10 protein-coding genes are annotated in these 12,167 nt (G+C 53.4%); 3 read left to right on the top strand and 7 right to left on the bottom strand.

Translation table 11 applies throughout. From position 1 onward, the window contains the following. Positions 1–9: 9 nt before the first annotated feature. Positions 10–852, bottom strand: a complete 843-nt coding sequence (gene kduI / locus EGT74_RS03515) for a 5-dehydro-4-deoxy-D-glucuronate isomerase (RefSeq protein WP_123845147.1) — start codon at positions 850–852, stop codon at positions 10–12. 258 nt (positions 853–1,110) lie between these two features. Here kduI and EGT74_RS03520 point away from each other — a divergent pair, with 258 nt between their 5' ends. Further along, positions 1,111–2,757, top strand: coding sequence for a UxaA family hydrolase (locus tag EGT74_RS03520; RefSeq protein ID WP_123845148.1), 1,647 nt, complete (start codon positions 1,111–1,113; stop codon positions 2,755–2,757). 580 nt (positions 2,758–3,337) lie between these two features. Here EGT74_RS03520 and EGT74_RS03525 read toward each other — a convergent pair. The 5 genes from EGT74_RS03525 to EGT74_RS03545 are packed head-to-tail and all read right to left on the bottom strand — an operon-like array spanning position 3,338 to position 9,211. Then, entirely contained in the window at positions 3,338–4,630 is a 1,293-nt protein-coding gene (locus EGT74_RS03525) for an MFS transporter (protein WP_123845149.1), read from the bottom strand. A 39-nt stretch (positions 4,631–4,669) separates the two neighbouring features. Continuing rightward, positions 4,670–5,332 (bottom strand): bifunctional 4-hydroxy-2-oxoglutarate aldolase/2-dehydro-3-deoxy-phosphogluconate aldolase, encoded by a 663-nt coding sequence (gene eda / locus EGT74_RS03530; protein ID WP_123845150.1) that lies wholly within the window; start codon positions 5,330–5,332, stop codon positions 4,670–4,672. 3 nt (positions 5,333–5,335) lie between these two features. Then, the gene (locus EGT74_RS03535; RefSeq protein WP_123845151.1) at positions 5,336–6,334 is read right to left on the bottom strand and encodes a sugar kinase; all 999 of its coding nucleotides are present in this window, start codon (positions 6,332–6,334) and stop codon (positions 5,336–5,338) included. Beyond that, positions 6,334–7,728, bottom strand: coding sequence for a glucuronate isomerase (uxaC, locus tag EGT74_RS03540; RefSeq protein WP_123845152.1), 1,395 nt, complete (start codon positions 7,726–7,728; stop codon positions 6,334–6,336). The genes EGT74_RS03535 and uxaC overlap by 1 nt, the downstream gene beginning before the upstream one ends. A 13-nt stretch (positions 7,729–7,741) precedes the next feature. Beyond that, on the bottom strand, positions 7,742–9,211 hold the full coding sequence (locus tag EGT74_RS03545; RefSeq protein WP_246008111.1) for a tagaturonate reductase: 1,470 nt from the start codon (positions 9,209–9,211) through the stop codon (positions 7,742–7,744). 245 nt (positions 9,212–9,456) lie between these two features. On the opposite strand from EGT74_RS03545, the gene mnmA reads away from it, so the two are divergent. Then, positions 9,457–10,548 (top strand): tRNA 2-thiouridine(34) synthase MnmA, encoded by a 1,092-nt coding sequence (gene mnmA / locus EGT74_RS03550; protein WP_123845154.1) that lies wholly within the window; start codon positions 9,457–9,459, stop codon positions 10,546–10,548. A gap of 97 nt (positions 10,549–10,645) precedes the next feature. Beyond that, complete coding sequence (locus EGT74_RS03555) at positions 10,646–11,575, top strand: hypothetical protein (protein ID WP_123845155.1); 930 nt, start codon at positions 10,646–10,648, stop codon at positions 11,573–11,575. Positions 11,576–11,661: 86 nt separating this feature from the next. Here the strand turns inward: EGT74_RS03555 and EGT74_RS03560 are convergent, their stop codons facing one another. After that, entirely contained in the window at positions 11,662–12,054 is a 393-nt protein-coding gene (locus tag EGT74_RS03560; protein ID WP_123845156.1) for a hypothetical protein, read from the bottom strand. Positions 12,055–12,167: the final 113 nt, after the last annotated feature.

Consider the following 12,167-nt stretch of genomic DNA (forward strand, 5'->3'; position numbering starts at 1 on the left):
GTATATCCGTTACCGTAAATCAGGGATTGCACAATGGTCCATATCGCCATAGTCGAGGTTTTCACCGGCCATGCCCCAGATGAAGGTATAATTGCTGGTGCCTGCGCCGGAGTGGATGGACCAGGGCGGCGAAATCACCGCTTCGTTGTTCTGCATCCAGATGTGACGGGTTTCCTGGGGCTGGCCCCAGAAGTGGCAAACCGACTGGCCCTGCGGCACTTCGAAGTAGAAGTACACTTCCATGCGGCGGTCGTGCGTGTGGGCCGGCATGGTGTTCCAGGTATTGCCCGGTTTCAGTTCCGTCATCCCCATCTGCAGCTGGCAGGTAGGCAGTACGGAGTTCACGAGCAGTTTGTTGATGGTGCGGTGGTTGGAGGTTTCCTGTGCTCCCAGCGTCACCACATCCGCTTCTGCGCGCGTGATGCGGCGGGTGGGGTAGTTGGTATGCGCGGGGGTGGAATTCAGGTAGAACCGGGCGGGTGCGGCACTGTTGTTGCTCGCAAATACCACTTCCCGCTTGCCTTTCCCGACATAGAGCGCTTCCTTGAAGCCCACCTCGTATACCTCACCGTCTACCGTCACGGTGCCGTCGCCGCCGGTATTGATGATGCCCAGCTCGCGGCGCTCAAGGAAATACTCCGCTTTCAGCGGGTCTACGGTTTCAAGCTTTACCGGCTGATCAACGGGCATTACGCCGCCGGTGATAAAACGGTCGTAGTGGCTGTACACCAGCCGTACATTGCCGGCTTCAAAAAGCGGCGTGATCAAAAGCGCTTCCCTGGCCTGCGCAGTATCCCAGGCTTTGGCTTCGGCCGGGCTGCTGGCATATCTGGTTTCTATAGACGTGCTCATCTGGTAGATTTAAAAAATTCCGTTACGATAAAAGGTATATCAAAGTTTGAGAATATCCATGGAAAGGTAATATAAAATCCCGAGAAATGCAAACGTTTGCATTAAATTGCTATAAAACCGTCAAATATCAGTAACGCCGGGGGCTTCAGCACTAAAATACTACAGGCTTTCGTTAACTTTGCAGTTGGTTAAGATCCAATCAAAAATTCAGATTTTAGTATTAACAGCACGTTCCCAAATGCGCTATTTTAGCATATCATGAACACGTATCTTCAGATTCACCCGAAAGACAATGTGCTGGTGGCTTTACAAGACCTACCGGCTGGGCAGCAAATAGAGTTCAATGGTTCAAAAATTCAATTGAAGCAGAACGTTCCCGCCAAACATAAATTTCCCCTGGCACCCCTTCAGCCGGGCGATCCCGTACTGATGTACGGCGTGCTCGTAGGCAAGGCCGTGCAACCCATCCAGGAGGGGGAAACCATTACCGTTAAAAACCTGCAGCACGACGCCAACGCCTTCCATGAGAAAGACGCGAACTTCCAGTGGCAAGCGCCTGATGTAAGCCGCTGGGCCAATCAGACCTTCCGGGGGTTTCACCGGGCAGACGGACAGGTGGGCACCCGCAACTACTGGCTGGTGATTCCCATGGTGTTCTGCGAAAACAGGAATGTGGGAGTGATCAAAACAGCCTTTGAAAAAGGCCTCGGGTTCGCGCCCGCAGAGGTCTACAACGAACAGGTGAACGACCTGGTGAACCTCTACAAAAGCGGCAATCTCGATGCCATCAAAACATACAAGGCACCGGAAGCAAGCGCCGAGCCCAGGAAAAATGCCGTTTTCCAGAATATCGACGGTATCAAGTTCCTCATCCACGAAGGCGGCTGCGGCGGTACCCGCCAGGATTCCGACGCCCTCTGCGCCCTGCTGGCCGGGTATATCCATCACCCCAACGTGGCCGGCGCCACCGTTTTGAGTCTGGGCTGCCAGCACGCGCAGGTGTCCATCCTCCAGGAGGCGCTCAAGAAACTGAACCCCGACTTCAACAAACCGGTACTGGTGTACGAACAGCAAACCAGCGGTTCCGAATTCAATATGCTCTCTACCGCCATCAGGGATACTTTCCTGGCGCTGGTGGAAGCCAATAAACTGGAACGCAAGCCGGCTCCCCTCTCCAAAATCGTAGTGGGACTGGAATGCGGCGGCTCAGACGGGTTTTCAGGTATTTCCGCCAACCCAGCCATCGGTCACACATCGGACCTGCTGGTGGCATTGGGCGGCACCACCATCCTGTCTGAGTTTCCCGAACTCTGCGGTGTGGAACAGGAACTGATCAACCGTTGCGAAAACGACGACACGGCCGATAAATTCATCAGCATCATGCGTGCCTATGAAAGCCAGGCCCAATCTGTCGGTTCCGGGTTTTACATGAACCCCTCGCCCGGCAATATCAAGGACGGGCTGATCACGGACGCCATCAAATCCGCCGGCGCCGCCAAAAAAGGCGGTACCTCCCCGGTGAAAGACGTGCTGGATTATACCGAATATGCTACGAAACCGGGCCTGAACCTGCTGTGCACACCGGGCAACGACGTGGAGTCCACCTCCGCTGAAGTGGGTTCCGGCGCCTCCGTGGTGTTGTTCACAACCGGCCTCGGCACGCCTACCGGCAACCCGATCGCCCCTGTTGTCAAACTGTCTACCAACACCCGCCTCGCCCAGCGCATGCCGGATATTATCGACGTCGATACCGGCAGCATCATCAGCGGCCAGAAAAGCATCGCGGAAATGGGCGAAGATATTCTCGACTTCGTGGTGAAAGTGGCCAGCGGTGAGATTTTCACCAAGGCCGAGCTGCTGCACCAGGACGATTTCATTCCCTGGAAGCGCGGCGTTAGTCTGTAATAACGTACTACCGATCAATATGCGAAAAACGGTGTGGGGATGTCCTGCACCGTTTTTTTGTGCGCAACTAGCCATCATTTCCATCCATCTTGTAAATCCAATACCATGCATTATCCGTCGTGTTCACCAGCTCCATCGTTTACATCCATCTCATAAATCCAACACCACACGATATCCATCGTCCACATCAGGCCCGCTGCTTGCATCCCGTTGCATACACCTAACACCATGATGATTTGTCGTTGCCCGCCACTACCATTGTATACAGGGTCTTTTATATCGGTGTGATAAACACCCTGCATTTTATGCATAAAAAAGCCCTCCGCAAAGTCGCATCACAGTGGTCTTTTATACCCACGTGATAAACACCCTGCATTTTATGCATAAAAGCCCTCCGCAAAGTCGCATTACTGCGGTTTTTCATACCTGCGTGATAAACACCCTGCATTTTATGCATAAAAAGCCCTCCGCAAAGTCGCATTACAGCGGTTTTCCACACCTGCGTCATAAACATTTCCTCATGAAAAAAGGCCTCCGCAAACGGGAGACCTTTTTCTATTTCCGGTTGATAAAATCGGGATTATGCTTTCACTTCCACCTTTTCCATGCGCGGCGCAAAGAAGTGCATGGTTACCCAGGCCAGCAGGTACATCGACCCGCAGATGAGGAACAGGATGTTGTATCCTGCATTGATATTGCCCAGCGCTTTGTAGTGGTCGAGCAGCGCGCCCACTACCAGCGGGAACAGCATGCCGCCGATGGAGCCCGCCATACCGCCGATGCCCACTACGGAGCTGAGGGTGTATTTCGGGAACATGTCGGATGCCGTGGTGAAGATGTTGGCAGACCAGGCCTGGTGCGCGGCGGCGGCCAGACTGATCAGTGCAACGGCCACCCACATATTTTCCGCATAACGCGCGGTCATGATCGGGATGACGAGGATGGCAAAAATGAACATGGACGTTTTACGCGCCTTGAACACCGGCCATCCTTTGCTGATGAGCCAGCCCGGCAGGTAACCGCCGCCGATACTGCCGATGGTGGTGGCAGTGTATACGATGATCAGCGGGAGGCCGAGGCTTTTCATGTTCAGATTAAACGTAGTGGAGAAATAAGACGGCAGCCAGAACAGAAAGAACCACCAGATGGGATCCGTGAGCAGCTTGCCGAATACGAAAGCCCAGGTCTGGCGGATGCCGAAGAGTTTGATCCAGGATACCTTTTTCTGATCCGCCCCGGGATCCTCTTCGCCGTCGCTTTGAATGTGCGCCAGTTCGGCTTTTCCTACTTTTTTATGACGGGCGGGCAATTCATACATCACCAGCCAGAAAATCAGCCATACAAAACCGATCACACCGGTCCAGATGAAAGCCTCCTGCCAGCCGTACGCTGAGGCCAGCCAGGGCACTACGGCCGGAGCGGCTACCGCGCCGATATTGGCGCCGGAGTTAAAGAGGCCGGTGGCAAACGCCCTTTCTTTTTTCGGGAACCATTCCGCCACGGATTTAACCGCCACGGGGAAGTTACCCGCCTCACCCAACCCGAGCAACGCACGTGCAGCGCCGAAACCAAAAGTGGATTTAGCCAGCGCATGCGCCATGGCCGCGATGCTCCACACCACGATGGAAACAGTATACCCTAATTTGGTGCCCACCTTGTCCACAAACCGGCCAAACACGAGCAGGCCCAGTGCGTAGCAGGCGGAGAATATCATCACGATTTCGCCGTATTGTGTTTCGGTCCAGCTAAACTCTTTCTCCAGGATAGGCTTCAACAGCCCGATCACCTGCCGGTCGATGTAATTGATCGTGGTGGCAAAAAACAATAAAGCAACTATGCGCCAGCGGTACCGGCCTACTACGGTGGAATTCATTTCGTTGATTGTTTAGGATAAATACATGTTGGCAACAAATTACTTCAATGCCTTTATATATGCAAACGTTTGCGTTACTTTTCCGGCCAGTCCCGCCCAGTCTTTTTTATCGATGGCCGCTTTGGGCAGAAGATTGGAGCCCAGCCCCACGCATACCACCCCGGCATCGAACCAGGCCTGCAGGTTCGCCTGCTCGGGCTCCACACCACCGGTGGGCATGAACCGGAGACCGGGGAACAGGGGTTTGATGGCTTTTACGAAACCGGGACCGAGGGTGCTGCCGGGAAACAGTTTCACGAGCAGCGCGCCGCTCTTTTCCGCCACCGCAATTTCGGAAGGCGTCATGCAGCCGGGCACCCAGAAGATGTTCTGCGACCGGCAGTAGGTCGCCGTCGCTTCATCGATGATGGGGCTCACGATAAAATCGGCGCCCATATCGGTGAACGTTTTTGCGTCCGCCGCGTTTTTGATGGTGCCGATGCCCAGGTACATATCGGGCATGGAAGCGGCTTTCAGATCGCGGAGGTGGGCGAAATTCTGCCGGGCGTTTTCGCCGCGGTTGGTAAATTCAAACACACGGATGCCGCCTTCATAACAGGCTTTCATCACGGCCGCACATACTTCCGGATCGTCGTGGTAAAATACAGGTACCACCTTGGTAGATTCAAATGCGCTTAATACAGTTTCAGGTTGTGGTGTCATATTCTACATCAGTTGCGTGATCGATTCCTTTGCGGTCAGGTTAAAATCGCCGGTGCGGAACAGCTTGGAATACGCTGCCGCTGCGGCAAATGAAATGGTCTGCTGGTTCGTGTAACCGTTCAGGTTAGCGTGTATGAGACCGGCCATGAAGCTGTCGCCGCTCCCTACCCTGTCTACCACTTCATTCGTTTCAAATTGCCTGGACACATACAGTTCCCCGTCTTTCCAGTACACGGCATAATACAGGTTATGCGTGGGCGCGGAAGAAAAACGGAAGGTGAAGGCAACGCGGTCGCACTTCGGAAATTGCTGTACAATGGCCATGGCAGCACTTTTTGCCGCCTCTAGGTATTGTTCTTTCGTATCCGCCCGGATGGCTTCCTGGTTGAGGGGAATGCCCAGCATCATGTTGGCGGCCCAGATGTTGCCCATGATCACGTGGCAGTACTTCGTCAGTTCCGGCATCACCTCCAGCGGCGATTGCCCGTATTGCCAGAGTTTGCTCCGGTAGTTGAGATCGGTGGAAATGGTCATACCTTTGCGGGTGGCCGCTTCCAGCACTTCCTTGCAAATCGCCACGGCGTCTTTGTTCAGCGCCGGTGAAATGGCGCTCCAGTGAAACCAGGTGGCGTCGCCCAGCAATGCGTCCCAATCCACGGTACCGGGTTTGATCTCGGAGAAGCTGGAATACTTGCGGTCGTACACCACTTCGGCATGTTTCAGGTCCGAGCCCTGCGCGAGATAATAAGCGCCGATGCGGTCGCCGCCCCAGAGCATGCGGTCGGTTTGCACACCCACTGCCTCCAGTTGCGACAGTACCTGCCTCGACAGGCCGTTGTCCGGCGTTTTGCTGATGTAGGCCACTTTGTCGCCCCAGGTAGCCAGGGCTGCGGCCACATTCGCTTCCGCGCCGCCTACGAAAAGAGCGGCGCGCTGCTGGGCCCATTCGGGGCTCAGCCTTAATAAAATTTCTCCAAACGTAATAACTGAAACCGGTTGCATCAAAAATTAAAATAGGCTTTGGCGTTGTTATAACATATATCCTGTACCATCTTTCCTAACCAGGGAATATCTCCGGGCAGTTCACCGTTCTCCACATCGTTGCCGATCAAATTACACAATATTCTCCTGAAATACTCATGCCTCGGGAAAGAGAGAAAGCTGCGGGAATCCGTGAGCATGCCCACGAACCTGCTGAGCAGGCCCATGTTGCTGAGCGCGTTCATCTGTTTCTCCATACCGTCTTTCTGATCGAGGAACCACCAGCCGGAGCCGAACTGCATTTTGCCGGCCACGCTGCCGTCCTGGAAGTTACCCACCATGGTGGCGTACACTTCATTATGGGCGGGGTTCAGGTTGTACACGACGGTTTTGGCGAGCTGGTTGTTCTGATCGAGGCGGTCGAAGAAGCGGCTCATCGCTTCGGCCATGGGCCAGTCGCCGATGGAATCCACCCCTGCATCGGCTCCCAGCCGTTTGAGGAGGCGGGAGTTGTTGTTGCGGATGGCGCCTGCATGGAACTGCTGTACCCAGCCTTTTTCGTGGTTCCAGGTGCAGATGTGGTGCAGGGTGGCCGCTTTGAACATCGTGGCGATTTCGTCGGTCACTTTTTTGCCTGCCGCTACATCTCTGAAAGCCTCTTCCAGCGCAGTTTCCGTAAAGTCCGCATAAACGAAATAGTTCAGCCCGTGATCGGACAAACGGCCGCCGTTCTCATGGAAGTAGTCGTGCCGCTTTTTTAACGCGTCCAGCAGGGTTTGGTAGTTTTTGATCTCGATACCCGCGGCAGCGCCCAGCTTTTGCATGTAGGCGTTGAAGGCGGCAGGGTCTTCCACCGCCATGGCTTTATCAGGCCTGAAAGTAGGCAGTACCTTCACTTTGAAGCCCTGTTTGCGGATGGCGATGTGATGGTCCAGCGGGTCGGCCGGGTCGTCGGTGGTGCAAAGCGTATCCACGTTAAACTGTTGCAGCAGGGTTTGCGTGCTGAGTTTCGGCAGCTGCGCGTTACAGGCTTCGTATATTTTTGCCGCGTTGTTGCCGTTCAGCGTTTCCGTAATGCCGAAGGGTTTCTTCAGCTCCATGTGCGTCCAGTGGTAGAGCGGGTTGCGCATGGTGTAGGGCACGGTTTCCGCCCACATTTTGAACTTGGTGAAATCATCGGCGCCGCCGGTGATCAGATCTTCGTTCACCCCGTTGGCCCGCATGGCGCGCCATTTATAGTGGTCGCCTTTCAGCCAGGCTTCCGTGATGGTCGAAAATTGTTTATTGGCGGCTATTTCGTCGGGCGGCAGGTGGTTGTGGTAATCAATCACCGGCATGTCTTTCGCGAAATCAAAATATAACCGTTTGGCTGTCTCCGTTTGGAGCAGGAAATCCTCAGATAGAAAAGTTTTCATGACACTGCTTATCTTATAAAACCTTAGAGTGTTGTGTGATGTAGGGCTGCACGCCGTTCTGCAGCATGCCCAGCAGGTGGTCGGCCACCGTGTCCGCAAAACCCGGGATGTTGTTCAGGTCCGTTTCCCAGAGGCGGGCGTCTTTACAGATCGCGCGCACCATGGCAGACACTTCCGGGTAGCCGTTCTTCTCCACCGATTTCCAGTGTTCTGCAAATACGGCGATGTTATCGTCGGTGATATCGTAGTACGTATCCTTCCCGCGCAGGCCCTGGTACTTGCCGTTGTTTTCCCTGACCGGTTTGAGGAACAGCAGGGTGGCGGCGAAGCCGAGCGGCATCATCTCCGGCAGGATGCCTTTCACCTCGCGGTAACGCAGCAGCGTCTGCACGTTGCGGGCGTTCATCTTGGAGCTTTGCTGGAAGGTGATGCTGATGAGTTTATGTTCGATGTAAGGATTGGCGAAACGGTCGAGCACATCCCGCGCGAACACGGCCGTTTGCGGGCCGAGACTGCTGAGGGTGGGCAGGATCTCTTCCATCACCACCGTCTCGAAAAAGCGGCGCATGTACGCGTCCTGCATGCATTCGTATACGGTGTTGAGGCCGGAGAGATACCCCACGCACACGGCCGCTGTATGGCTGCCGTTGAGGATGCGCAATTTCTGCTCGCGGTAAGGGGTGATGCTGGGCGCGATGAGCATGCGGTCGTCCGACTGGTGGAACGACAGCTGCTGCGCCACCGCGGCATCGCCTTCGATGGCCCAGAGCAGGAACGGTTCCGCGTCTATCCAGAGCTCGTCTTCATACCCCGCCTGTTCCCAGCATTCGCTGATATTTTTGGGCCTGCCCGGCACGATGCGGTCTACCAGCGAACTGCAGAAACGGTTGGCCGATGCGATCCACTGTACAAAATCTTCCGGCAGTTTGTTGTATGCAGCCAGCTGCAATACGATTTCCTTCAGCAGTTTGCCGTTGTCCACCACCAGTTCCGTGGGGATGATCACAAACCCGTCCATCCCCTTGCGGAAACGCTCGTACAGGATGGCCAGCAGTTTGCCCGGGTAGGAAGCCGGCACCCCCGCGGCGATGTTTTCTTCCACGTACTGGATGCCCACTTCAGTGGTGTTGGAAATAATGACGTTCAGCGACGGTTGCGTGGCGGCGGCCAATATGGCCTCCCACTCTGCATTCGATTGCAAAACACGGCTAATAGAAGCGTTTACCAGGTACTGATCAACCGGCTGGCCTTGCGCCACGCCCTTGATGTGGGTGGTAAAAAGACCGTCCTGCGTGCCGAATGCGCCGGCATCGCCGTCGGTCGACTTCACGACTACTATCCTGCCTTTGAAAACGCCTTCTTTATTGGCTTTATCAACCAGGTAATCTACGAGGCCGCGCAGCAGCACGCCCGTACCGAACTGAAGAATTTTTTCCGGATAATTAAAGTAGTCAGGTGTAATGCCCCATGCGGGGTTGTTCATAACGTGTGGCTTATTCAATCTAGGAAGCATGCATAGATAATTTATTAAATAACATAGCTAATCACGGATAAATATATAATTAGCATTCCAAATTTTTGACAATTTACTAAACATTTACGGGAATCAATCGATGTAAATCGTTTTTAGGGAAGAAGCGTATCTATGACGCTATTGCTGTTATCTATAGGAGAAATACCCCCTTTTGCCGGGATTTCAGTAATTTTGCATCCTTAATTCAATGACAAATGAGCAAGCATGGCAAAGTGCTGGTAGCGATGAGCGGAGGGATTGACAGTACTGTCACCGCCCTGATGCTGCATGAGCAGGGATATGAAGTGGTGGGCATCACCATGAAGACCTGGGATTACGCGAGCGCGGGCCCTTCCAAGAAGGAGACCGGCTGCTGTAACCTGGACTCTTTCAACGATGCCCGGGCGGCTGCCGTGCACCATGGCTTTCCGCATTTTATCCTGGACATACGGGACGAGTTCGGGGACTTCGTGATCAACAATTTCGTGGACGAATATATAGCCGGCCGCACACCCAACCCGTGCGTGCTCTGCAATACGCATATCAAATGGCGCGCGCTGATGAAACGGGCCGACGCCATGGACTGCGAGTTCATCGCCACCGGCCACTACGCGCGCCTGCGCATGGAAAACGGCCGGGGCGTGATCAGCAAGGGGCTGGACGAAACGAAAGACCAGAGTTACGTGCTCTGGGGCCTTGACCAGGATGTGGTGAAACGCACCCTCCTGCCCCTGGGCACTTACCGTAAAACCGAGATCCGCCAGATGGCGATGGATTTCGGGTACCCGGAACTGGCCAAAAAGGCGGAAAGCTATGAAATCTGCTTCGTGCCGGACAACGACTACCGCGGTTTCCTGAAAAGGAAGGTGGACGGGCTGGAAGAAAGGGTGAATGGCGGCAATTTCGTGCTGGCGGACGGTACGATCGTAGGCAAACACAAGGGTTACCCCTTCTATACCATCGGGCAGCGGAAAGGGCTGGAAATCGCCCTGGGCAGGCCCATTTTTGTCACCGAGATCATCCCGGAAACCAACACCGTGGTGCTGGGCGACGAACATGAACTGAACCGCAGCGAAATGAACGTGGGCGGCCTCAACTACGTGAAGTACGACCACCTGCCCGAAGGCCTCGAATCGACCGTAAAAATCAGGTACAAAGACAAAGGCGCCCTCGCCAACGTGTACAACAGCCCCGACGGTACCGTGAAAGTACATTTCTACGAACAGGTGAAAGGCATCGCGCCTGGCCAGTCGGCCGTGTTTTATGACGGTGACGACGTGCTGGCCGGGGGGATTATCCGGCGGTAAGGGAATAAAAAATCAGGGAGACCGGCTTGGAACAGCCGGTCTTTTTATTTTACATTTACCGCATAAAACCCGTTATACCCATGAAATATGTTTTGTTATGCCTGTTGCCATCTGTTTTCTGATCTCCGATGCAACCGCCCAGCAATTCTACAACGAAGTGTACAATCACTACAGCAACGTCACGCCGGTTAACACGGTCAAGATCAAAACCAATCTGCCGGTGGTGAACGGCAACCAGCAGCCCACCATCATCATCGAGGGTTTCAATTATTCCACCGCCAAGCCCATCGGCATCATGCTCACCTACCATACCTGGTTCGATGGGTTTTACGCATACAAGGCTCCCTCATTCGGTGCTTATACACCGCCCATTTTCCTGGCAAACGAAGGCGGCAATGTGGTGATCGTGCTGGACGACCGCGGCTACTACCAGCGTTTTTCGATCAGGGTGTTTTCCGGCAACGGCGTAGATGAAACACCCGCCAACTTCAGCGGCTGGACGGTGGTGGATGAATCGGTCGCCTCCGGCGCTACGGCCGTCACCGCAGTCCCCTACGAAAACAGTTTCGCCGGGAATGTGTTCATGCCCGGCGGCGGCATATGGAACAGTGCGGGGAAAGTAGGCATCGGCACCACCGATACAAAAGGGCATTCCCTCGCCGTCAACGGCTCCGCCATATTTACAAGGGTGATTGTTAAAAACTATAGCAACTGGCCCGACTATGTGTTTGACTCCACCTACCAGCTGGCTTCCCTCCGGTCAGTGGAACGCTACATCACAGCCAACAAACGTTTACCGGGGATCCCGGCGGCGGGGGAAGTGATGCAACAGGGTGTGGATGTTGCGGAGATGCAGCAGCAACAGATGAAAAAAATTGAGGAGCTGACGCTGTATATTATTGAGTTGAATAAGAAACTGGAGAAACAGCAGGCTTTGATTGAGACGTTGATGAAAAGCGACGCATCTGCCAGCAGTAAACAGTTCCCAAAAGCCAATGAAGTAATACCTATACGGCACGACTTTTAATCAATCATCTTGCACATTCACGATAACACATATTACATTGTTGCTCTATTAACTTCGTTTGAACCTCTAAAAACTTGAACCATAAATCAAATGTTTAGTATAGTAGGCGCTGATACCGCCTTTATAGTAATATCTTCACAACTAAATGAGATAGTCCCGTTCTCATAGTCTTCTACTTCGAAATTTAATTCTTCCAAATAGTTACCGGAAACATCGATAATATCGAAGCCGGTCAATTGATGTAACTCGGAACCCGAGATTAAAAGCTTAACATTTTTCACTTTGATAAACTCCATTGAAATTTCGAAAAACGGCTTATTAAAATCTGGCCACACATCAGCATCCCCCGGCAGTTGAGAATAAAAAACAATTTCTAATCTTCCAGGCGACCAAACAAGTGATTTAATAAACGCAAGATTAGAAGGCCTCCATGTCGCGTGATCATCCTTAATTTTCTCGATATTTTTAATTTCTGCCATCTTTGAAAAAATTAGTAACAGTTTCCTTTCCGTCTTTAAACTCCGACGAATAATCGTATTGGTGGAGATGAGGATTACTGTGATTTGCAGGCCTCATATGCGTTGAAAAGTCA

Origin of the sequence: Chitinophaga lutea, assembly GCF_003813775.1 — a bacterium.
GTDB lineage: Bacteria > Bacteroidota > Bacteroidia > Chitinophagales > Chitinophagaceae > Chitinophaga > Chitinophaga lutea.

Coding starts and splice junctions, on each gene's coding strand:
- kduI (WP_123845147.1), bottom strand. CDS start 852: ATGAGCACGTCTATAGAAACCAGATATGCCAGCAGCCCGGCCGAAGCC.
- EGT74_RS03520 (WP_123845148.1), top strand. CDS start 1,111: ATGAACACGTATCTTCAGATTCACCCGAAAGACAATGTGCTGGTGGCT.
- EGT74_RS03525 (WP_123845149.1), bottom strand. CDS start 4,630: ATGAATTCCACCGTAGTAGGCCGGTACCGCTGGCGCATAGTTGCTTTA.
- eda (WP_123845150.1), bottom strand. CDS start 5,332: ATGACACCACAACCTGAAACTGTATTAAGCGCATTTGAATCTACCAAG.
- EGT74_RS03535 (WP_123845151.1), bottom strand. CDS start 6,334: ATGCAACCGGTTTCAGTTATTACGTTTGGAGAAATTTTATTAAGGCTG.
- uxaC (WP_123845152.1), bottom strand. CDS start 7,728: ATGAAAACTTTTCTATCTGAGGATTTCCTGCTCCAAACGGAGACAGCC.
- EGT74_RS03545 (WP_246008111.1), bottom strand. CDS start 9,211: ATGAACAACCCCGCATGGGGCATTACACCTGACTACTTTAATTATCCG.
- mnmA (WP_123845154.1), top strand. CDS start 9,457: ATGAGCAAGCATGGCAAAGTGCTGGTAGCGATGAGCGGAGGGATTGAC.
- EGT74_RS03555 (WP_123845155.1), top strand. CDS start 10,646: ATGCCTGTTGCCATCTGTTTTCTGATCTCCGATGCAACCGCCCAGCAA.
- EGT74_RS03560 (WP_123845156.1), bottom strand. CDS start 12,054: ATGGCAGAAATTAAAAATATCGAGAAAATTAAGGATGATCACGCGACA.